At 66.6% G+C, this 22,084-nt stretch carries 19 protein-coding genes; 4 read left to right on the top strand and 15 right to left on the bottom strand.

Annotated features, from left to right (window positions below; all coding sequences use genetic code 11):
• The first annotated feature begins 7 nt into the window (after window positions 1-7).
• Complete coding sequence (aspT, locus tag KHP16_RS15960; RefSeq protein WP_211960650.1) at window positions 8-1,693, top strand: aspartate-alanine antiporter; 1,686 nt, start codon at window positions 8-10, stop codon at window positions 1,691-1,693.
• 13 nt (window positions 1,694-1,706) lie between these two features.
• On the top strand, window positions 1,707-3,332 hold the full coding sequence (locus tag KHP16_RS15955; protein ID WP_109580239.1) for a bifunctional aspartate transaminase/aspartate 4-decarboxylase: 1,626 nt from the start codon (window positions 1,707-1,709) through the stop codon (window positions 3,330-3,332).
• A 50-nt stretch (window positions 3,333-3,382) separates the two neighbouring features.
• Here KHP16_RS15955 and hutG read toward each other — a convergent pair whose 3' ends face one another.
• The 11 genes from hutG to KHP16_RS15900 all read right to left on the bottom strand — a co-directional run bounded on the left by hutG (window position 3,383) and on the right by KHP16_RS15900 (window position 15,712).
• Complete coding sequence (gene hutG / locus KHP16_RS15950) at window positions 3,383-4,201, bottom strand: N-formylglutamate deformylase (RefSeq protein ID WP_211960649.1); 819 nt, start codon at window positions 4,199-4,201, stop codon at window positions 3,383-3,385.
• Between the two features lie 31 nt (window positions 4,202-4,232).
• Window positions 4,233-5,642: a formimidoylglutamate deiminase gene (locus KHP16_RS15945; protein WP_109580237.1), complete on the bottom strand. Its 1,410-nt coding sequence runs from the start codon at window positions 5,640-5,642 to the stop codon at window positions 4,233-4,235.
• Window positions 5,639-6,880, bottom strand: coding sequence for an imidazolonepropionase (gene hutI, locus KHP16_RS15940; protein WP_121490549.1), 1,242 nt, complete (start codon window positions 6,878-6,880; stop codon window positions 5,639-5,641). The genes KHP16_RS15945 and hutI overlap by 4 nt, the downstream gene beginning before the upstream one ends.
• Complete coding sequence (locus tag KHP16_RS15935) at window positions 6,877-7,518, bottom strand: HutD/Ves family protein (RefSeq protein WP_211960648.1); 642 nt, start codon at window positions 7,516-7,518, stop codon at window positions 6,877-6,879. The genes hutI and KHP16_RS15935 overlap by 4 nt, the downstream gene beginning before the upstream one ends.
• Window positions 7,515-9,233, bottom strand: a complete 1,719-nt coding sequence (hutU, locus tag KHP16_RS15930; RefSeq protein ID WP_109580234.1) for a urocanate hydratase — start codon at window positions 9,231-9,233, stop codon at window positions 7,515-7,517. Before hutU ends, KHP16_RS15935 begins: the two co-directional genes overlap by 4 nt.
• Before the next feature lie 68 nt (window positions 9,234-9,301).
• On the bottom strand, window positions 9,302-10,882 hold the full coding sequence (gene hutH, locus KHP16_RS15925; protein ID WP_211960647.1) for a histidine ammonia-lyase: 1,581 nt from the start codon (window positions 10,880-10,882) through the stop codon (window positions 9,302-9,304).
• A 95-nt stretch (window positions 10,883-10,977) separates the two neighbouring features.
• Window positions 10,978-11,745 (bottom strand): histidine utilization repressor, encoded by a 768-nt coding sequence (hutC, locus tag KHP16_RS15920; RefSeq protein ID WP_211960646.1) that lies wholly within the window; start codon window positions 11,743-11,745, stop codon window positions 10,978-10,980.
• A gap of 5 nt (window positions 11,746-11,750) precedes the next feature.
• The gene (locus tag KHP16_RS15915) at window positions 11,751-12,542 is read right to left on the bottom strand and encodes an ABC transporter ATP-binding protein (protein WP_211960645.1); all 792 of its coding nucleotides are present in this window, start codon (window positions 12,540-12,542) and stop codon (window positions 11,751-11,753) included.
• 8 nt (window positions 12,543-12,550) lie between these two features.
• Entirely contained in the window at window positions 12,551-13,405 is an 855-nt protein-coding gene (locus KHP16_RS15910) for an ABC transporter permease (RefSeq protein WP_115952733.1), read from the bottom strand.
• An 84-nt stretch (window positions 13,406-13,489) separates the two neighbouring features.
• Entirely contained in the window at window positions 13,490-14,425 is a 936-nt protein-coding gene (locus KHP16_RS15905) for an ABC transporter substrate-binding protein (RefSeq protein ID WP_373561922.1), read from the bottom strand.
• A 216-nt stretch (window positions 14,426-14,641) separates the two neighbouring features.
• Window positions 14,642-15,712 (bottom strand): NAD-dependent epimerase/dehydratase family protein, encoded by a 1,071-nt coding sequence (locus KHP16_RS15900; protein WP_244835831.1) that lies wholly within the window; start codon window positions 15,710-15,712, stop codon window positions 14,642-14,644.
• Between the two features lie 61 nt (window positions 15,713-15,773).
• Between KHP16_RS15900 and KHP16_RS15895 the strand changes: the two genes are divergently transcribed.
• Complete coding sequence (locus KHP16_RS15895) at window positions 15,774-16,829, top strand: CDP-6-deoxy-delta-3,4-glucoseen reductase (protein ID WP_109580227.1); 1,056 nt, start codon at window positions 15,774-15,776, stop codon at window positions 16,827-16,829.
• 286 nt (window positions 16,830-17,115) lie between these two features.
• A complete protein-coding gene (locus tag KHP16_RS15890) occupies window positions 17,116-18,303 on the top strand; it encodes an acetylornithine transaminase (RefSeq protein WP_109580226.1) in 1,188 nt (395 codons plus the stop codon).
• Window positions 18,304-18,373: 70 nt separating this feature from the next.
• Here the strand turns inward: KHP16_RS15890 and KHP16_RS15885 are convergent, their stop codons facing one another.
• Genes KHP16_RS15885 through KHP16_RS15870 form a run of 4 tightly spaced genes read right to left on the bottom strand, consistent with a single transcriptional unit; the run spans window position 18,374 to window position 22,006 of the window.
• Entirely contained in the window at window positions 18,374-19,090 is a 717-nt protein-coding gene (locus KHP16_RS15885) for an ABC transporter ATP-binding protein (protein ID WP_109580225.1), read from the bottom strand.
• 18 nt (window positions 19,091-19,108) lie between these two features.
• Window positions 19,109-19,885 (bottom strand): ABC transporter ATP-binding protein, encoded by a 777-nt coding sequence (locus KHP16_RS15880; protein WP_109580224.1) that lies wholly within the window; start codon window positions 19,883-19,885, stop codon window positions 19,109-19,111.
• Window positions 19,886-19,902: 17 nt separating this feature from the next.
• Complete coding sequence (locus KHP16_RS15875) at window positions 19,903-21,057, bottom strand: ABC transporter permease subunit (protein WP_109580223.1); 1,155 nt, start codon at window positions 21,055-21,057, stop codon at window positions 19,903-19,905.
• 13 nt (window positions 21,058-21,070) lie between these two features.
• Window positions 21,071-22,006 carry a branched-chain amino acid ABC transporter permease gene (locus tag KHP16_RS15870; RefSeq protein ID WP_109580222.1) on the bottom strand — a complete coding sequence of 312 codons (936 nt, stop codon included), beginning with the start codon at window positions 22,004-22,006 and terminating at the stop codon, window positions 21,071-21,073.
• Window positions 22,007-22,084 lie beyond the last annotated feature (78 nt).

Genomic DNA, 22,084 nt, shown 5'->3' with positions numbered 1-22,084 from the left:
GGTCTACATGGAATGGCTGCACAACATCTTCCAGAAATCCCCCGAATCCGCGCTGTTCTTGTCGCTGGCGGTGGGTTACGCCATCGGCAAGCTCACATTCGGCAAGTTCCAGCTGGGCGGCGTGGCCGGCTCGCTGCTGGCCGCCGTCGTGATCAGTCAGGTGGGCGTGGAGATCGACAACGGCGTGAAGGCCGTGATGTTCGCGGTGTTCATCTACGCCGTGGGCTATGAAAGCGGCCCGCAGTTTTTCAACTCGCTCAACCGAAGCTCGCTGCGCGAGATCGCGATGGCGGTGTTCATGGCCGTCGCCGGCCTTATCACGGTGGTCGTGCTCGCCAAGCTATTCCATCTCGACAAGGGGCTGGCCGCCGGACTCGCCGCCGGCGGCATGACGCAGTCCGCGATCATCGGCACCGCGGGCGACGCCATCACGAAGCTCGGCCTGCCGCCCGACCAGGTCAAGACGCTGCAGGCCAACGTCGCCATCGGCTATGCCGTGACATACGTGTTCGGATCGCTCGGCGCCATCATCGTCTGCGTCAACATCCTGCCCCGCTTCATGGGATCGGACCTCAAGACCGATTCGAAGAAGGTCGAAGCCGCCATGCACGGCGGCCTGCCGCAATACGGCCCGGGCCAGGCTGGCGCACTGCCGCGCCTCGTCGGCCGCCTGTTCCGCGTGACGGGTGCCGCGGGCAAGACCGTGTCGCAGATCGAGATGGGCGGGGATGACCTCGTCACCGTCGAGAAGATCCAGCGGGCGGGCAAACCTGTCGATGTCCAGCAAGACACGGTGCTCCAGACCGGCGACCTCGTGCTGATGGTCGGCCGGCGGGACGCGATGGTTCCCACCGCGCTGACGATCGGCGAGGAAGTGGCCGACGCGGACGGCATGGGCACCGTTATGCAGACGCGCCGCGCGGTCTTCACGCTCAAGGGCATGAATGACAAGACGCTCGGCGAGATCGTGGCCAACGTCAGCCGCGAGATGCGTCATGGCGTGTACCTCGAACGCATCGAGCGCAACGATCATCCGCTGCCGCTGCTGCCCGACGTTCATTTGCAGCACGGCGACATCATCACGTTCTACGGCACCCCCGCAGACACCAGGCGCGCCGCGCAGCGCGCGGGCTACGAACTGCAGCCGAGCGAGAAGACCGACTTCGTCTACTTCGGCGCCGGCGTGCTCGTCGGCCTGCTGATCGGCCTGCTGGTCGTGCGCATCGGCTCGATCCCGCTCACGCTCGGCTCGGGCGGCGGCGCGCTGCTGTCGGGACTCGTGTTCGGCTGGGCGCGTTCCAAGCATCCGATGTACGGCGCCATGCCGACCGCCGCATGCCAGTTGCTCAAGGACTTCGGGCTCGCCGCGTTCGTCGCGATCGTCGGCATCAACTCGGGCCTCCAGGCGGTTTCCACGCTGAAGGAGTCGGGGCTGACGATCTTCATCCTCGGCGCCGTCGTCACGCTGCTGCCCCTGTTCCTCACGATGCTGTTCGGCCGCTACGTGCTGCGCTACGACAACGCCGCGCTGCTGGCGGGCGCGCTGTCCGGATCGCGGAGCGCCAATCCCGCCTTCGGCGGCATTCTCGACAAGGCCGAGAGCCCCGTGCCGACCGTGCCGTTCGCCATCACCTATGCCATCGCCAACGTATTGCTGACCCTGCTCGGCCCGCTGGTCGTGGGTCTCGTCTAAGAGGAGCGAAACCATGAGCAAACCCGATCTGTCCACCCTGTCCAGCCTGTCGCCGTTCGAACTCAAGGACGAACTCATCAAGCTCGCCAGCAGCCGCAGCGACTGCCTGATGCTCAACGCGGGGCGCGGCAATCCGAACTTTCTCGCCACCGTGCCGCGGCACGGCTTCTGGCAGCTCGGCCTGTTCGCGATGCGCGAGTCCGAGCGCTCGTTCTCGTACATGCCGGAAGGCGTGGGCGGCTTTCCGCGGCGGGAAGGCATCGAGGAGCGCTTCGACCTGTTCGCGCGTGAATGCGGGGACACGCCGGGCGTGAAGTTTCTCGCGGGCGCGGTGTCCTACGTGCGCGATCAGCTCGGCCTCGACGCCGGCGATTTCCTGTACGAGATGTGCGAGGGCATCCTCGCGTGCAACTACCCGGTACCGGACCGCATGCTACGGCTCTCCGAGGTCATCGTCGGCCAGTACATCCGCAAGGAGATGATCGGCAGCCATCCGTTCATCGGCGAGTTCGATCTGTTCGCGGTGGAAGGCGGCACCGCCGCGATGACGTACCTGTTCAACTCGATGCGCGAGAACCATCTTCTCCAGGCCGGCGACACCATCGCGCTGGGCATGCCCATTTTCACGCCGTATATCGAGATTCCGGAGCTCAACGACTACCAGCTCGTCGAGCTCAATATCAACGCGGACCCCGAAGCGCGCTGGCAGTATCCGAACAAGGAGCTCGACAAGCTGCGCGATCCCAAGGTCAAGGCATTCTTCCTCGTCAATCCGAGCAACCCGCCGTCCGTGCGCATGAGCGACGAGAGCCTCGAGTATCTCGCCTCGATCATCGAGGAGCGTCCCGACCTGATCATCCTTACCGACGACGTGTACGGCACCTTCGCCGACGATTTCACGTCGCTGTTCGCGCTATGCCCGCGCAACACGATTCTCGTCTACTCGTTCTCGAAATACTTCGGCGCCACGGGCTGGCGGCTCGGCGTCATCGCCACCCATCGCGAGAATATCTTCGACGAACGGCTCAGGTCGCTACCCGAGGCCCAGCGCCAGTCCTTGCACAAGCGGTATAACTCGATCACGACCACGCCCGACACGCTCAAGTTCATCGACCGCGTGGTGGCCGACAGCCGTACCGTCGCGCTGAATCACACCGCGGGGCTATCGACGCCGCAGCAGGTGCAAATGGTGCTGTTCTCGCTGTTCTCGCTCATGGACACGCCGGACGCGTACAAGCAGGCAATGAAGCGGCTGATCCGCAAGCGCAAGGCCGCGCTGTTCCGCGAGATCGGCATCGCGCCCGAGGACGGCGATCCGAACATCGTCGATTACTACACGCTGCTCGATATCGAACAGCTTGGCGGCAAGGCCATCGGTCCGGAATTCGTGAAATGGGTATTGAGTTCGCAGGAGCCCGTGGAACTGCTGTTCCGGCTCGCGGAGGAAGCGGGCGTCGTGCTGCTGCCGGGGCGTGGGTTCGGCACGCGGCATCCGTCTGGGCGCGTGTCGCTGGCGAACCTGAATGAGTCGGACTACGTGAAAATCGGCCGCTCGATCCGCAAGCTGTTCGAGGAGTACGTGGAGAAGTACAACCAGGCGACCGGCAACAAGGCGGACAAGAACGTGGTGAAAAAATAAGGCTAATCAAGACGAAAAGAATGAAAGACGGGGGGCTGCCCCCCCTCTCCTTACACCTTCGATTCCACGAACTGCAGCATGGTCTCCAGCATCTTGCGGATCGCCGGCCGCACGCGCGAGGCGCGCGACACGTCGTAGTCGAACGGGTAGCTCTCGATCATGTACGCGCTCTGCGCCAGCTCCAGCTGGATCGCATGCACGCCGCCGGCCGGATTGCCGTACTGGCGCGTGATATAGCCGCCCTTGAACCGGCCATTGAGCACCGCCGTATGGCCCGGCACGAGATTCGCGATCTCGAGCATGCGCGCGGCCAGTCCCGCATCGCTACTGGCGCCGTTCGCCGACCCGAGGTTGAAGTCGGTCAGCTTGCCTTCGAAGAAGCGCGGCAGTACCGACCGAATCGAATGCGCATCCCACAGGCCGATCGTGCCGTGCTCGGCGCGCAGCCGCGCCAGTTCCTGCTGCAGCGCGGTGTGATACGGATGCCAGATCTTGTCGCGGCGCAGCGCGATCTCCGCGTCGTCGGGACCGTTCGTGCCATCGGCATAGATCGGCGTCTTGTCGAACGTATCGACGGGGCAAAGGCCCGTGGTGTCCTGCCCCGGATACAGGTTCGCGTTATCGGGCGGGCGGTTCAGGTCGATCACGTAGCGCGAGTGCGTTGCCATGAGAATCGACGCGCCAAGCTCGCGCGCGAAGTCGTACAGCCGGTCCATGTGCCAGTCCGTATCGGGCACGGTACGCGCCTCGTCGGTCAGGCGCGAAGCCACGGACGGCGGCAGATAGGTGCCGACATGCGGCATGGACACCAGCAACGGGCGCGTGCCGCGATGCAGCGTGAAAGCGGGGGTATCGGTGGAGAAGGACATCGAAGGTAGACGTGTGGGGCGTATAACGAAATCAATCGGCCAGCAGCCGGGCGCGCGCGGCCGTGAACAGCGGGCCGGCTTCCGCCTCGAGGGGGTGCCTGCCGTGCTGCACGCGGCAGACGCCGGCGGTGCGAACTTCCGCTAGTGTCTCATGCCCGTGGCTGGCGAACACATGAACGGCCAGCGCGCGCGGTCCATCGAGGCCCGCCAGCGCGACGCTGGCCCCATCGAGCACCGCGAAGTCGGCCTGATTGCCGACTGCCAGACCTGCCACGGGACGGCCAGCCGCCCGCGCGCCCCCGGCCACCGCCTCGAGCCACAGCCGGTCCGCCACTTGCGGATGCGCGTCGGACGCCAGCACGTTGCGCCGCTGCAAGCCGAGGCGCTGCCCATATTCAAACGTGCGCAGTTCCTCGGCCACGCTGACGCTCGCATGGCTGTCCGACCCGATCCCCCACGCGCCCTGCCGCGCGAGATACGGCGCGGCCTCGAACACGCCATCGCCGAGATTCGCCTCGGTGGTCGGGCAGATGCCCGCCACCGCCCCGCTCTCCGCGAGGCGGCGCCGTTCGTCCCAATCCATATGCGTGGCATGCACGAGGCACCAGCGCGCATCGACCTCGGCATGGTCGAGCAGCCATGCCACGGGCCGCGTGCCGGTCTGCGCGAGGCAGTCATCGACCTCGCGCTGCTGTTCCGCGATATGGATATGCACGGGAGCACCGGGGTCCATCGCATGCAGCCCCGCCACCGCATCGCGCAGGCTGTCCGGCGGCACCGCGCGCAGGGAATGCGGCGCGAGACCCAGCCTCGCGCCATGGGCCGCGCATTCGGGCGCCAGTCGCTGCAATAGCGACAGCATCGCCTCGGTGCGATGCAGGAAACGGCGCTGATCCTGCTGTGCGGGCTTGCCGCCGAATCCAGCGGTTTGGTACAGCACGGGCAGCAGCGTCATGCCGATGCCTGCCCGCCGCGCCGCGCGCAGCAGGCGCAGCGACATCTCCGCGCCATCCGCATACGGCTTGCCATCCGTGTCGTGGTGCACGTAATGGAATTCGCACACGCTGGTGTAGCCCGCGCGCAGCATCTCCACGTACAGCTGCGTGGCGATTGCCTCGAGCGTGTCGGGCGACAGCCGCAGTGCGAAGCGATACATCAGCGTGCGCCAGCTCCAGAACGAGTCGCCACCGGCCGGATCGTCGCCGTCCGACGCACTCCGCATCTCGGTCAGCCCCGCAAAGCCGCGCTGGAACGCATGCGAATGCAGGTTCGGCATGCCCGGCACCACGGGCCCCGCTGCGCGGGCGATGCCATCCTCCGGTGTCGCCTCCGGCGTCACGGCGGTCAATCGGCCCGATGCGTCCCAGCCCAGCAGCACGTCGCGGGCCCACCCTCCCGGCAAAAGCGCCTGCCGCGCGAACAATTGGCTTGCGACGCTCATGCCCCGGCTCCCCGATAGACGTTCCCCTGCCTCACGACCAGCGCGGCCGGATTGCGGCCGAACCAATAGACCAGCTCGGCCGGCGAGGCGACGTTCCACAACACGAAGTTCGCATCGCGCCCGGCGGCCAGCACGCCATGCCGGTCCGCCGCGCCGAGGGCGCGTGCCGCATGCACGGTCACGCCTCGCAGCGCCTCCGGAACGGTCATGCGGAACAGCGTCGCGGCCATGTTCAGCATCAGCAGCAGCGACGTCGTGGGCGATGTGCCCGGATTGTGGTCAGTCGCGATCGCGATCGGCACGCCATGCTCGCGCAACAGCGCGATTGGCGGCAGATGGGTGTCGCGCAGAAAGTAATAGGCGCCGGGCAGGAGCACCGCGACCGTACCGGCGGCCGCCATCGCCATGACGCCCGCCTCGTCGAGATGCTCGAGATGGTCGGCCGACAACGCACGATGACGCGCCGCCAGCGCGGCGCCACCGAGATTGCTCAATTGCTCCGCATGCAGCTTGACGGGCAGGCCATGGCGCGCGGCCGCCTCGAAGACGCGCGTGGTCTGCGCCGCGGAGAAACCGATCGACTCGCAAAACGCATCGACGGCATCGACGAGACCTTCTTCGGCAAGCGCCGGCAGCATGGTCTCGCATACCAGCGCAATGTAATCGTCGGCGCGTCCCGCATACTCGGGCGGCAGTGCATGCGCGCCGAGGAATGTCGTATGCACCGCCACCCCATACGCGTCGCCCAGCCGCCGCGCCACGCGCAACTGGCGCCGTTCGGCATCGAGCGACAGGCCGTAGCCGGACTTGATCTCGATGGCCGTCACCCCCTCGGCAAGCAGCGGCTGCAACCGCGCCGCCGCCTGCGCGAAGAGCGCATCGTCGCTGGCTTCACGCGTGGCGCGCACCGTGGACACGATGCCGCCTCCCGCGCGCGCGATGTCCTCATAGCTGGCGCCCGCGAGCCGCATCGCGAATTCGTCGGCGCGCTGCCCGCCGTACACGAGGTGCGTGTGGCAATCGACGAGTCCGGGCGTGATCCATCCCCCCGCGGCATCGTGCCGGGGTATCGATGTCGCGGCATACACCGCCGGCAGCGCGGCATGGGCGCCCATCCACACGATGCGGCCATCGGCAACGACCAGCGCTCCGTCGCGAATGGCATGGGCAGGATCGCCATCGGGCAGCAGGTGGCCGTTGTGCCAGATGCCGTCCGCGGCGGTTCCAAACTTCGTCATCTCGGCTCTCCATCAATGGCGACCCGCAGGCACAGCGCGGCATCGTCCTGGGGGGTCAGCGTGGTACGCGCGACGGACGCTACGCCGGGCTCGATACCGGGTCCAACACCGGGCGCGTCGGTCCACAGCATACCGTCACCGGCCGCGAGCGGCTCGCCGTCCCCATCGCGCCAGTGGCCAGCGATGACAAGCACCAGCGTCGCACCGGTCCCGTCGATCCGCACGGGCGTCCGCATCGCCTCGACGACGGCACGGCACCGGCCGCGCCGCGTCATCACGTTGAAGTCGCGCGTCGGCCCGTCGATCAACGTCGCATCCACCGCGACATCGCCCGCGAACGCGAACGGCTCCCCCACGCGGTCGAGCCGATGTACGAATCCATCTTCCCGCGCCCGCTCCTCCCGCGACCGCAACACCACACCCGCGCCGTCGAGTAGTACGATCTGCCGGTCGATGCCGGCAAACGCGGAAAACGGCCCATCGGCGGCGATATCCGCCACGCTGATGCGCCACGCAAAGTCGTCCATGCCGGCGCCCGCAGGCGACACCGCGATCTCTCGTGTAGTGCCGCCACCGTTCTTCCACGGCATCGGCGCGATCGTCGCCAGCGAGAAGCGCCGCACGCCCGGCACGCTCATGCGCCCTTCACCATCGGCAGATCGAGACCCTTCTCATGCGCGCATTCGATCGCGGTCTCGTAGCCCGCATCGGCATGACGCATGACGCCGGTCGCCGGATCGTTCCACAGCACGCGCTCGATGCGCCTGGCGGCCGCATCGGTGCCATCGCACACGATCACCACGCCCGCATGTTGCGAGAAACCCATGCCCACGCCGCCGCCATGATGGAGGCTCACCCACGTGGCGCCGCCCGCGGTGTTGAGCAGCGCATTGAGCAGCGGCCAGTCCGACACCGCGTCCGAGCCATCGCGCATCGCCTCGGTCTCGCGGTTCGGCGACGCCACGGAGCCGCAGTCGAGGTGGTCGCGCCCGATCACGACAGGCGCCTTGAGCTCGCCCGACTTCACCATCTCGTTGAACGCCAGGCCGGCGCGATGACGCTCGTCGAGTCCCACCCAGCAAATGCGCGAGGGCAAGCCCTGGAACGCGATGCGGTCGCGCGCCATGTCGAGCCAGCGGTGCAGCGGCTTGTCGTCGGGAAACAGTTCCTTCATCTTCGCGTCGGTCTTGTAGATATCCTCCGGGTCGCCCGACAGCGCCACCCAGCGGAACGGTCCCTTGCCGCGGCAGAACAGCGGACGGATATACGCGGGCACGAAGCCCGGGAAATCGAATGCATTGGTCACGCCCTCGTCGAACGCGACCTGACGGATGTTGTTGCCATAGTCCAGCGTGGGCACGCCCATTTTCTGGAAGGCCAGCATCGCCTGCACATGCTTCACGATCGACGGCCGCGCGGCCGCTTCCACCGACTTCGGGTCGTGCTTGCGCGCGTCTTCCCATTGCTCGACGGTCCAGCCTTCCGGCAGATAGCCGTTCACGATGTCGTGCGCGGAGGTCTGGTCGGTCACGATGTCCGGCCGCATGCCGCCCGCCTGCGCGCGGCGCACGAGTTCCGGCACGATTTCGGCCGCATTGCCCAGCAGACCCACCGAGATGGCCTGCTTGTTCCGCGTGGCCTCGTCGATCATGGCCAGCGCCTCATCGATCGTCGTCGCCTTTTTGTCGAGATAGCGCGTGCGTAAGCGGAAGTCGATGCGCGACTCCTGGCACTCGATCGCTAACACGCATGCGCCCGCCAGAACCCCTGCGAGCGGCTGCGCGCCGCCCATGCCCCCCAAACCCGCCGTCAGGATCCACTTGCCGGAGAGGTCGCCGCCATAGTGTTGATTCCCCGCTTCGACGAACGTCTCGAACGTGCCCTGCACGATGCCCTGCGTGCCGATGTAGATCCACGACCCCGCCGTCATCTGGCCGTACATCATCAGGCCCGCGCGATCGAGCTCGTTGAACTTGTCCCAATTGGCCCAGTGCGGTACGAGGTTCGAGTTCGCGATCAGCACGCGCGGCGCATCGGCATGCGTGCGGAAGATGCCCACCGGCTTGCCCGACTGCACCAGCAGCGACTCATCCTCGCCCAGGCGGCGCAGGCTGTCCAGAATCGCGTCGAAGCATTCCCAGTTACGCGCCGCCTTGCCGATGCCGCCATACACCACGAGGTCCTGCGGACGCTCGGCCACCTCGGGGTCGAGGTTGTTCTGGATCATGCGATACGCGGCCTCGATCAGCCAGTTCTTGCAATGCAGCGTATTGCCGCGCGGCGCGCGGACCTCGCGCGGACCGCGTTGCGGGGTGGCGGCCGTCTGGGCGAATTGATGTTCGTTGGCGTTCATGGTCGGAAGATCCTGTGTAACGTGTGCGTGGGGTCGCGCGCCGGGTTCAGCAACGGCTTGGGCGCGGTTCAGACATTGGTTGGCAGCAGATCGCGCACGGCGGCGGGCCAGCCGGCCCCCGCATCGCCCTGCTGCACCCATTGCTTCATGGACTCGATATCGGGCGCGAGGTAACGGTCGGATTCCACGAACGAGACACGCGCGCGAATGCGTGCCAGTTCGCTCTCGATCAGCGGCGAGGACTTCAGCGGCCGATGGAATTCGATGCCCTGCGCGGCGGCCATCGCCTCGATGCCCACGATCACGGCCGTATTCGTGGCCATCTCGCCGAGCCGGCGCGCGCCATAGGTGGCCATCGACACGTGGTCTTCCTGGTTGGCCGAGGTCGGCAGGCTGTCCACGCTCGACGGATGCGACAGCGCCTTGTTCTCGGAGGCCAGCGCGGCCGCTGTGACCTGCGCGATCATGAAGCCCGAGTTGAGCCCGCCATCGCGCACGAGGAACGGCGGCAAACCGGAAAGCCCCGTGTCCAGCAGCAGCGCGAGCCGCCGCTCGGAAATCGCGCCGATCTCGGCAATCGCCAGCGCGATAATGTCCGCCGCGAACGCAACAGGCTCCGCATGGAAGTTGCCGCCCGACACGACATCGCCCATTTCGTCCCCCTCTCCGGCGAACACGAGCGGATTGTCGGATGCCGCGTTCGCCTCGATGCGCAGCACGCGCGCGGCGTGCGTCAGGTTGTCGAGGCAGGCACCCATCACCTGCGGCTGGCAGCGGATCGAGTAAGGATCCTGCACACGGCCGCACGCCTTGTGCGAATCTACGATCTCGCTGCCGTCCAGCATCGCGCGCACGGCGGCGGCCACGGCGATCTGCCCGGTCTGCCCGCGCGCGGCATGAATGCGCGCGTCGAATGGCTTGACCGACCCCTTGATCGCCTCGAGCGACAGCGCCCCGGCCACGATGCCGGCCGCGAACGCATCCTCGGCCGCGAACAGGCCGGCCAGCGCCAGCGCGGTGGAAACCTGCGTGCCGTTCAGCAGGGCCAGTCCTTCCTTGGGACCCAGCGTGAACACGTCGAGCCCGGCATGGGCGAGCCCCTCGCGCGCCGACACCCGTTGTCCGCCGACCATCACGTCCCCCACGCCGATCAGCGTGCAGGACATGTGCGCGAGCGGCGCGAGGTCGCCCGAGGCGCCGACCGACCCCTTTGCCGGAATACACGGCGTCACCTCATGGTTGGCCAGCGCCAGCAGCGCGTCGATGATGGCGGGCCGCACGCCCGAATGCCCGCGCGCGAGGCTGATCGCCTTGATCGCGAGGATCAGGCGCACGGTATCGGCTGGCAGATCCGGACCGGTACCCACGCTGTGCGACAGCACGAGGTTCCTTTGCAGTTCCGCGAGCTTGTCATGGGGAATGCGCGACTGCGCGAGCTTGCCGAAGCCCGTATTGATGCCGTACACGACCGCGTCGGCGTCGATGATGTCCTGCACCGTGGACTGCGCCGCGGTGACGCCGGCCCACGCCGCGTCGTCCATGGCAATCCGCACCTCGCCGCGATAAATCCGGCGCAGGTCGCTCAGCGTGACCTCGCCGGGCGTCAGCACCAGCAAGGGCCGTGCGTCGTTCGAATGTGTCGTCGTCATGTCTCGCTCGAATCTCTTGTATAAGCCTGTCTATACAGGTTAGCTTAAAATCCGCGGATTGAAAACCCAAACCCACGCCGGCGATGCTTGCCGGCCTAACCGAACGCGGGATTGCCGTCCGCGCGGAAGCGGCTGCCCAGCCGGTACCGGTTGCCGGGATGCAGACATCGCACGAAGGTCACCGGCACACCCGCCGTCCACGTCCGCCGCGTCAGCAGCAGGCATGGCTGCGTTGCTGGCATTTCGAGCTGCGCCGCCTGCTCGGCCGTCGCCGAGATTGCGTCCACGACGTGCTCCACCTGGTCGTACGGCACGTTGCGCAGCAGGTACTCGCCGGGCTGCGTATTGCGAAAATCCTGCGTAATGAAGTCAGGCGCCACGCGCGGATTGACGTAGCGGTCCTCCAGCTGAATGGGCACGCCATCGTCGCGATGCACGCACACCGAATGGAACACGGACTCGCCCGTATGCAGGTCCAGCGCGGCCGCCACCTCGATCGACGCCGCCACGCGCTCCACGAGGATCACGTCGCAGGCATAGTCGTGCCCGCGCATACGGATCTCGTCCTGCAGATTGACCACGGACAGCAGCGTCGATTGCGGCTTGTGCTCGGCCACGAAGGTCCCGACCCCGGCCACGCGTACCACCCTGCCCTGTTCCGCCAGCTCCCGTAACGCACGGTTGACCGTCATGCGAGACACCGAGAAGCGCGTCACCAGCTCTTGTTCAGATGGCACGCGATCGCCCGGACGCCACGCGCCGCTCTGGATCTCGCGCGCGATATAGTCCTTCACCTGCTGGTAGAGCGCGGCGGGAGCGTTGGGGGCGCCGGTCTGGGACGCCGGGCTGGCTGCGTGGTTCATGGCATTCAGTGCGCGTCCGCGGTCGTCGCCCCGGCGCGAATCTCCTCCCGGATTTCCTCTGTCAGCCGCGCTTTCAGGGCGGAAAACTCGGAAGAAGTCTTGATCGTGTAATGGCGCGGATGGGCAAAATCCACCGCGATCTCGCTCTTGATCCGACCCGGGCGCGCGGAAAACACCGCGACGCGGTTCGCCATGAAGATGGCTTCGTCGATATCGTGCGTGACGAATAATACCGTCTTGCGCGCGGACTCCCAGATGCCGAGCAGCAGCTCCTGCATGAGCACGCGCGTCTGGTTGTCCAGCGCACCGAACGGTTCGTCGAGCAACAGGATCTTCGGATCGTTCGCCAGGGCGCGCGCGATCGCCGTGCGCTGCTGCATGCCGCCCGACAGCTGCTTCGGAAGATGCTGCTCGAACCCGCGGAGGCCCACGCGGGCGATAAAGAAATCGCTGCGCTCGCGCTGCTCGGCCGCGCTCATGCCACGCTCGCGCAGACCGAAGCGCACGTTCTGCTCGATCGTCAGCCACGGGAACAGCGTGTATGACTGGAACACCATGCCGCGGTCGGCGCCGGGGCCGAACACGGGCTGCCCGTCGAGAAGCACGCGCCCGCCGGTCGGCCGGTCGAGTCCCGCCACGATCCGGAGCAATGTCGATTTGCCACAACCCGACGGCCCGAGGATCGTCACGAAGTCGTTGTCGCGGACCTCGAAGTCCACGGGCTGCAATGCCTGCGTCTCGCCGCCATTGGGACTGACGAAGGTGCGGGATACCTGCTGGATGGATAGTGCGCTCATCTTGTCATTTACCGGATAGCACTCCACGGAAACAACCGGCGATTGGCCAGCTTGAAGACGAGATCGGACACCAGCCCAATGCAGCCGATCACGATGATGCCGAAGATGATCTGCCCGGTATTCAGCAGCGCCTGGCTGTCGGTGATCATGTGGCCGATGCCCGACGACGAACCGATGAGCTCGGCCACGATGACGTAGGTCCAGGCCCAGCCGAGCACCAGCCGCAGGATTTCCGCAATCTCGGGCGCCGCACCGGGAATCAGCACGCGCCGCACGATGCCGCGCGGCGTGGCGCCCAGCGTGTAGGCCGCTTCGACGAGGTCACGGCGCGCGCCGCCGACCGTGACGGCCACCATCAGCACGATCTGGAAGAACGAGCCGATGAAGATCACCAGCAGCTTCTGCGTCTCGCCGATGCCCGCCCACAGGATCAGCAGCGGGATGAACGCGGACGCGGGCAGATAGCGGCAGAACGAGATGAACGGCTCGAAGAACGCCTCGGCCGCCTTGTACGCGCCCATCGCGATACCGAGCGGCACGGCCAGCACCGCGGCGAGCACGAAGCCGCCAATCACGCGCCAGACCGTCATGCCGATATCGCCGATGAAGCCGTACTGCGTGAACAGCATCACGCCCTCGCGCGCCATCGTCAACGGATCCGCGAGGAAGGTCTTCGGCACCAGGCCGCCGAACGTCACGGCGGCCCAGACCGCGAAGAACAGAACGAAGAACGACAGCCCGAGCAGCCAGCGCGCGCGCGGGGACACGGGCTCGAGCGGCAGCCGCCAGGGATGCCGGCGCGCGGTCGACGCCGCGGGCGAGGCCAGCGCCGCCGGTGCCGCGCCGGTGCCTGTGGTGCCCATGGTGCCTGTGCTGCCCGCAGAGCCCGTGGCGGGGGAAGAAGCGTGTGTCGAGGAACTCATGCCAACGTCTCCATGCGCGGCGGCTTACTTCAGGAAGCGCGCGTCATACAGCGTGGTCACGTCCGGCACCTGCCGGATCACGCCGATCTCGAGCAGCAGCGCCGCGGCCTCCTTGCTGAAGCTCGCGAGCTCGCCGCCGAAGAACGCGCGGTTCGCTTCCTTGTCCTGCCAGCGCAGGTACGCCGAGGACTTCGCGAACTGCTCGCCGGTCTGCTTGACCGCGGCCCCCATGATCTCGTTCGACTTCGCCGGATCGCGGCGGATCATGTCGATCGCCTCGAAGTAGCTGTCGACCAGCGCCTGCGCCGCCTTCGGATTGTCCTTGAGCCATTTTGGCGCGCAGCCGAGCGTATCCGTGACCATCGGGTAGTCGAGCGTGGTCGCGATAATGCGGCCCTTGTCCGGATTGGCGCGCACCGTCGACAGGTACGGCTCGTACGTCATCGCCGCATCGTTCTGTCCCGCGACGAAGGCCTGCGCGGCGGCCTGCGGCGACAGCGTCGTGGTCTTGACGTCCTTGAGCGTCATGCCGTTCTTCTTGAGCATCCACGCGAGCCCGAAGTACGGTGCGGTGCCCGGCGCATCCACGCCGACGGTCTTGCCCTTGAGATCGGCGAACGACTTCACGTCGGCGCGCACGGCCAGGCCATCGGCGCCGTAGGACTTGTCGAGCTGGACGATCTGCGTGATGGGCACGCCGTTGGCGTTCCACGCGACGTGCGTCTCCACCGTCGTGGCGGCGCACTGGATCGCGCCCGACGCCAGCGCGAGGTGCCGGTCCTTCTGCGGGATCATCTTGATCTCGACATCCACCCCGTTCTTCTTGAAGATGCCGGCCTTGTCCGCGAGCGTCAGCGGCGCAAACCCCGTCCATCCGCTCATGCCGAGCGTCACGGGCACGTTCTGCGCCTGAACGGCGCCGGCGGCCAGCGCCGTGGCTCCCAAAGCGGTGGCAAGCATTGCTCGGATCATTGCTATCGACTCCTTGTAGGACGGGTGATGGAAATCTAGCGGCACCTGTCTATACAAGTCAATGGAGGGTTTGCACCGAGCCCGACGCGGCTTGCGCCGCGTACGCACCAAAAGGAGGCGCGGGACAGGCACGCTGTATAGACAAGCCGACCCTTACGCAAACGCCATGCCACCACCGAAGCACCCAGGAGGGTTAGTTCGGGATCAAGCCTCGAAGAACGAGCGCACCGTGGGAAACCGCAGCCGCACGCGGAGTTCGCGCTTGAGCCGCCGGTTGTCGAGCCGCCGCGACTCGCTCATGAAGCTCAGCAGGGTCGGATCGATGACCTCGCGCGCATGCTGGCGCGTGATGCGCGGCGGGCGCGGCAGGCCGCGCTGGTCCGCCACGAGGTCGAAGTAGTCGGCCATGCGCAACTCGGTATCGTCGCTGGCATGCACCACGCGTTGCGGCCGGCCGCGCCATAACGCGGCGATCATGGTGCGGGCAAGGTCGTCGGCGTGGATATGGCTCGTGTACACATCGTCCTGCGGCGCGAGCGCGGGCGTGCGCTTGTGCAGGCGCGCGATGGGCAGCCGGTCCTCGGCATAGATGCCCGGAATGCGCACGATGCTCGCGCGCCACCCGGCTTCGCTGCCGAACGCGCGCACGAGGCCTTCGGCGGCCACGCGGCGGCGCGCCCGCGCGGTTTGCGGCCGCACCGTATGAAACTCCTGGACCCGCGCGCCGCCACGATCGCCATACACGCCCGTCGTGCTGGCGTAGACGAACACGCCGGCCGGCGTATTCGCCGGGGCGGGCAAGGTCGCCCGATGCCAGCCCCGCTCGGGTAGAATGACGGGCTCGTCGCCGTGCCGCCAGACGGACGCAGCGCCCGTGGGTTGCGACCTCGGTTGCAATCTCAGTTGCGACCTCCGCTGGCGCCAGGCGGTCCGGCGCAGCGCGGCCAGCAAGGCCCGTGTGCGCGGATCGCCCTCACCCTGCCCGGGTGGCGGCGCGAGGTCGAGCACGCGGTCCGCGAGCCCGCGCAGCCGCGCGAGCGTGGCGGGCCGGTCGAGGTCGGCCACGATCGGCACGGCGCCCGCGTTGCGCAACGCGTCCCGCCGCGCGGGCTGCGATGTCACCGCGAACACGCGCATGCGTGCCGCCAGAAGTCGCAGGCAGCGCGTGCCCACGTCTCCGCAGCCGACGATCAGCAGGCGCGGACGGCCGAGCCGGCGAGGTGCGCTGGCCCGCGGGGAAGACGCGGTGGGCGACAGGAACACAGCAGGTGTCACAGCACGTGTCACAGGAAGCGTTGCCGCGAGCGGCGACAGAGTTTGGCTCATAGACCCGATTATGGCTTATCAAGTTACCGTCATGCCCAGTGGCCACAAGTTTGAAGTGGCCGCTGACGAAACTATCCTCGGCGGCGCCCTCCGCCACAGCATCGGCATGCCGTACGGCTGCAAGAACGGTGCGTGCGGCTCCTGCAAGGGGCGCGTGATCGACGGCACCTTCGTGCAGGGCGATCATGCCGCTTCGGCACTGACGGCGCAGGAGAAAACCGAAGGCCGCGCGCTGTTCTGCTGCGCGAATGCCACGTCGGACATCACGATCGAATGCCGCGAGGTGCATGGCGCCGGCGACATCCCCATCAAGAAGATTCCCTGCCGCGTGCAGACCATCGAGCGCCTGGCCGACGACGTCGTGTCCGTCCGCCTGCAACTGCCCGCCACGGAGCGCATGCAGTTCCTGGCTGGCCAGTACGTCGAGTTTCTGCTCCGCGACGGCAAGCGCCGCAGCTATTCCATCGCCACCGCGCCGCACGAGGAAGGCCCGATCGAACTGCATATCCGCCATATGCCCGGCGGCGCGTTCACGGACTACGTGTTCGGGGCGAAGGAAGGCGCACCGGCGATGAAGGAACGCGACATCCTGCGCTTCGAAGGCCCGCTTGGCAGCTTCTTCCTGCGCGAGGACTCGGACAAGCCGATCATCCTGCTGGCGTCGGGCACCGGCTTCGCGCCGATCAAGGCCATCGTCGAGCACGCGAAGTACACGGGCATCGAGCGTCCGATGACGCTGTACTGGGGCGGCCGCCGTCCGCGCGACCTCTACATGCACGCGCTCTGCGAGCAGTGGGCGCGCGAGCTGCCGAACTTCCGCTATGTGCCGGTCGTGTCCAACGCCGCCGACGAGGACCAGTGGACGGGCCGCACGGGCTTCGTGCACCAGGCCGTGATCGCCGACCATCCGGACCTGTCCGGCCACGAGGTCTACGCGTGCGGCGCGCCCGTCATGGTCAACGCCGCGCGACAGGATTTCACGGCCCAGTGCCGGCTGCACGAGGACGCGTTCTTCGCCGATTCGTTCACCTCGGAGGCCGATCTGCACGCCTCCGGCGCGGCCTGACTCGGCCCGGATCTGGCCCCAGGCCGTTCCGCCGACACAACGATGCCACCGGGGTCCGACAAATTTCGTTTTGACACCGGGACGCATGCGCCTTATATTGGCCGCCATGAACCAACGCCACATCCGACGCCAATCCCGTACGTTGCCCCTCTCCGGGGTGCCACGCGGCTGATCGTCGACAGCGTTAGTTCAGGTCAACGAGCCACGGGCAGCCCCCGTGGCTTTTTGTTTTCCGCGCACCCTTCACATTCCGTTCATCGTTTCATGCCGACCCCAGGAGTCCGCCATGGCATTTGCTGAGTATCCCGTCCAATCCCTGATGTACATCACCAACCGCCCCGAGCTGGTCTTCACCGAAGGCAAGGGGTCGTGGCTGACGGATCACAACGGCAAGCGCTATCTGGATTTCGTGCAGGGCTGGGCCGTGAACAGCCTCGGCCATTCGAACGAAGGCATGATCGCGGCGCTGGAGAAGCAGGCGCGCAAGCTGCTGAACCCCAGCCCGGCGTTCTACAACGAGCCGATGCTCGCGCTGGCGAAGCTGCTCACAGACAACAGCTGCTTCGACAAGGTGTTCTTCGCCAACAGCGGCGCGGAAGCCAACGAAGGCGCGATCAAGCTCGCGCGCAAATGGGGCCAGAAGCACAAGAACGGCGCGTTCGAGATCATCACGATGAACCACAGCTTCCATGGCCGCACGCTCGCCACGATGAGCGCGTCGGGCAAGGCTGGCTGGGACAAGATCTTCGCGCCGCAAGTGCCGGGCTTTCCGAAGGCCGAGCTCAACGACCTGGCGTCGGTGGAAGCGCTGATCAACGACAAGACCGTGGGCATCATGCTCGAACCCGTGCAGGGCGAGGGCGGCGTGATTCCGGCCACGCGCGAATTCATGCAGGGCCTGCGCGCGCTGGCCGACAAGCACAAGGTGCTGTTCATCGTCGATGAAGTGCAAACGGGCTGCGGCCGCTGCGGCACGCTGTTCGCGTACGAACTGTCGGGCGTGGAGCCGGACATCATGACGCTCGGCAAGGGCATCGGCGGCGGCGTGCCGCTGGCCGCGCTGCTGTGCAAGGGCGACGTCGCGAGCTTCGAGGCCGGCGACCAGGGCGGTACCTACAACGGCAACCCGCTGATGACCGCGGTCGGCGCCGCCGTCATCGAGCAACTGGTGGCCCCGGGCTTCCTCGAGGACGTGCGCGCGAAGGCCGACTACCTGCGCGAGCAGTTGCTGGCCCTGACCGCCGAATTCGGCCTCGCGGGCGAGCGCGGCGACGGCCTGCTGCGCGCGCTGATGCTCGGCAAGGACATCGGCCCGCAGATCGTGGAAGAGGCGCGCGACATGGGTCCGGAAGGCCTGCTGCTGAACTCGCCGCGGCCGAACCTGCTGCGCTTCATGCCGGCGCTGAACGTCACGCGCGAGGAGATCGACCAGATGATCGGCATGCTGCGCACGCTGCTGAAGAAGCTGGCCTGACCCTTCGCGGGCCACGAAAAAGCCCCGCAATGCGGGGCTTTTTTCATGCTGGCATACATCCGCTCAAGGGTTATTCACCCAGATAAGCGGCACGCACCTTCGGGTCGTCCAGCATCTGCCGCGCGTCGCCGCTCATCGTCACGAGACCGGACTCCATCACGTAACCGCGGTGCGCGGCCTGCAGCGCCAGGCGCGCGTTCTGCTCGACGAGCAGGATCGTCACGCCCTGCCCCGATACCGTCCGGACGACCTCGAAGATCTTCTCGACCATGATCGGCGAGAGACCCATCGACGGCTCGTCGAGCAGCAGCAGCTTGGGCTGACTCATCAGCGCGCGCGCCATCGCCAGCATCTGCTGCTCGCCGCCGGACATCGTGCCGGCCAGCTGGTTGGCACGCTCCTTCAGGCGCGGGAACGTTTCGAACATGCGATCGATGTCGGCCTTGATGCCGGCCTCGTCGCTGCGCGTGTACGCGCCCATCTGCAGGTTCTCGGTGATAGTCATGCGCGCGAACACGCCGCGCCCTTCCGGCACCATCGCCAGGCCCTGCTTGAGCAGCGTGTAGCTGGGCACGCCCTTGATGGACTTGCCCATGTACTCCACGTCGCCGCCGGCCCAGCCCTGCAGGCCCGTGATGGCCTTCATGGTCGTGGTCTTGCCCGCGCCGTTGGCCCCGATCAGCGTGACGAGCTCGCCGTCGTGGATCTCGAGGTCCACGCCCTTGACGGCCTGGATGCCGCCGTACGCGACCTTCAGGCCGGAAATCTTCAGGATTGTCTGTTTCATCTCGATTCGCCTCCCGGATCAGTGCGCCGACGCGCCGAGGTAGGCCTCGATCACCGCGGGGTTGTTCTGCACTTCCTGCGGCAGACCCTGTGCGATCACCTTGCCGTAGTCGAGCACGGTCAGGCGGTTGCACAGCCCCATCACGAGCTTCACGTCGTGCTCGATCAGCAGAATGGTCTTGCCATCGCCGCGGATCTTGTCGAGCAGGCCGCGCAGTTCGACCTTCTCGGTGGCGTTCATGCCCGCCGCCGGTTCGTCGAGCGCCAGCAGCTTCGGCTCGGTGGCCAGCGCGCGCGCGATCTCCAGGCGGCGCTGGTGACCGTACGACAGGTTGCGCGACGTGAAGTTGGCGTACTTGCCGATGCCGACGTAGTCGAGCAGGTCGTGCGCCATGTCCTCGATGCCCTCTTCCTCGCGCCGCACCGAAGGCGGACGAAACACGGCGCCGAGGATGCCGGCCTTCGACCGCACGTGGCGACCGACCATCACGTTCTCCAGCGCGGTCATGTCGCCGAACAGGCGGATGTTCTGGAACGTGCGCGCAATGCCGGCCTTGGCCACTTCATGCACAGCCGTCGGCTGGTACGGCTGGCCGCCCAGCACGAATTCGCCCGAGTCCGGCGTGTACAGACCGGTGATCACGTTGAAGAACGTGGTCTTGCCCGCGCCGTTCGGCCCGATCAGGCCATAGATCTCGCCCGGCTTGATCTGCAGGCCCACTTCGGACAGCGCCTGCAGGCCGCCGAATCGCTTGTTGACCCCCTGTACGGACAGGAGGAAATCGTTGTTGCTCATACCTGTTCCTCCTTCGTTCACAGACGGCCGATGCTGCCGGCGCGGCGCACCACGGGGCGATCTTCCTTGCGCGGCGACGGCCAGATACCGGCCGGGCGGAACAGCATCACCGCCACGAGGGCCACGCCGAACAGCAGCTGACGCAGGACTTCCGCGTCCACGATCACGTGGCCGAACAGGCCCGTCTGCAGCGGTTCCGCCACGACGCGCAGCAGTTCCTGGAAGCCGACCAACAGGATGCCGCCCAGGATCACGCCCGGGATATGGCCCATGCCGCCGAGCACCACGATCGCGAGGATGTAGATCGACTCCCACAGCGTGAACGATTCCGGCGACACGAAGCCCTGGAACGCGCCGAACACCGCGCCCGAGGCGCCGCCGAACGATGCGCCCATGGCGAATGCGAGCAGCTTCATGTTGCGCGTGTTGATGCCCATCGCCTTGGCCGCGATCTCGTCTTCGCGAATCGCCACCCATGCGCGGCCAATACGCGAGTTCTGCAGACGCAGGCAGATGAACACGATCACGATGACCAGGAACACCAGCAGGTAGTAGTACATGAACACCGGCGTGAACTTCATCCCGAAGATCTCGTGGGACTTGGAGAAGTCGAAGCCGAAGATATGTACCGGGTCCACGCCGGTGATGCCCTTGGGGCCGTTGGTGATGTTCACCGGACGGTCCAGGTTGTTCATGAAGATCCGGATGATCTCGCCGAAGCCCAGCGTCACGATGGCCAGGTAGTCGCCGCGCAGCTTCAGCGTCGGCGCACCCAGCAGCACGCCAAATGTCGCGGCCACCGCCACGGCAATCGGCAAGACGAGCCACATCGTCAGGTGGATACCGGTCGGGAACAGCGCCTGGATCGCCTCGAACTGGTTGGCGAGGTGGGGCGAGCCCAGCAGCGCCATGCAATAGGCGCCCACCGCGTAGAACGCGATATAGCCCAGGTCAAGCAGGCCGGCAAAGCCCACCACGATGTTCAGGCCCAGCGCCAGCATGATGTAGAGCAGCGCGAAGTCGAGCACGCGCACCCAGTAGTTGCCGCCGAACGACTGCACGAAGAACGGCGCGCACAGGGCGATCACGAGGAAGCCGAGCAGCGCGGCCAGGGTCTTCGCCGGAACTTTCGACGGCGCGGCGACGGCCGTGGATGGAATCGGGGTATTCATGGATTCGCTCTCCTCAGGCACGGTCCGCGACACGTTCGCCCATGATGCCGGACGGACGGAACACGAGCACGATAATCAGCACGATGAATGCAAAGACGTCCTGGTAGTTCGAGCCGAACACACCATTGGTCAGGTCGCCGATGTAGCCGGCGCCAAGCGCTTCGATCAGACCGAGCAGCATGCCGCCGACCATGGCGCCGGCGAGGTTGCCGATGCCGCCAAGCACGGCCGCCGTGAACGCCTTCAGGCCCGGGATAAAGCCCATGTAGAAGTGCGCGTTGCCGTAGTTGGTGGCCATCATCACGCCGGCCAGCGCTGCGAGCGCGGCGCCGATCATGAACGTGGCCGAGATCACGAAGTTGGGGTTCACGCCCATCAGGCCCGCCACCTTCTGGTTCTCGGCGGTAGCGCGCATCGCGCGGCCGAGCTTGGTGCGGTTGACGAGGGCGAGCAGGCCGGACATGACCATGACGGCCATGCCGATGATCACCATTTCCTTGCCGGTGATCGTGGCGCCGGTGGAACCGATGTCGATCGGCTCGGAAGGCAGCAGCTGCGGGAAGGTCAGCGGGTTACGCGACCAGATCAGCATCCCCATGGTTTGCAGAATGATCGAGACCCCGATCGCGGTGATGAGCGGCGCGAGGCGCGGCGCATTGCGCAACGGTCGATAGGCGACCCGTTCGATGGTGTACGAGAGTACCGCGCACACGGGCATGGCGATCAGCGTGGCGATCACCAGCGTCAGCCATTCGGGCAGTCCGGGCGCGAACTTCTGCAGCCCGAGGATGGCGGAAAGCGCGGTCAGCGCGCCAATCATCAGGACATCGCCATGCGCGAAGTTGATGATGCCCAGAATGCCGTAGACCATGGTGTAGCCCAGTGCGATCAGCGCGTAGATGCTGCCGAGCACCAGACCGTTCACGATCTGCTGGATAAAGATATCCATGAAAACTCCTGCTTCAGCTCCGGTCCGGCAAGCATGGTTTGCATGCCCCGGACGAGGAGGTCGTCGATGATGGGTGTG

Source organism: Cupriavidus plantarum (assembly GCF_905397285.1).
Classification (GTDB): Bacteria; Pseudomonadota; Gammaproteobacteria; order Burkholderiales; family Burkholderiaceae; genus Cupriavidus; species Cupriavidus plantarum.
The sequence above is the reverse complement of the archived record's forward strand: the minus strand, read 5'-3'. Positions and strand labels throughout refer to the sequence as shown.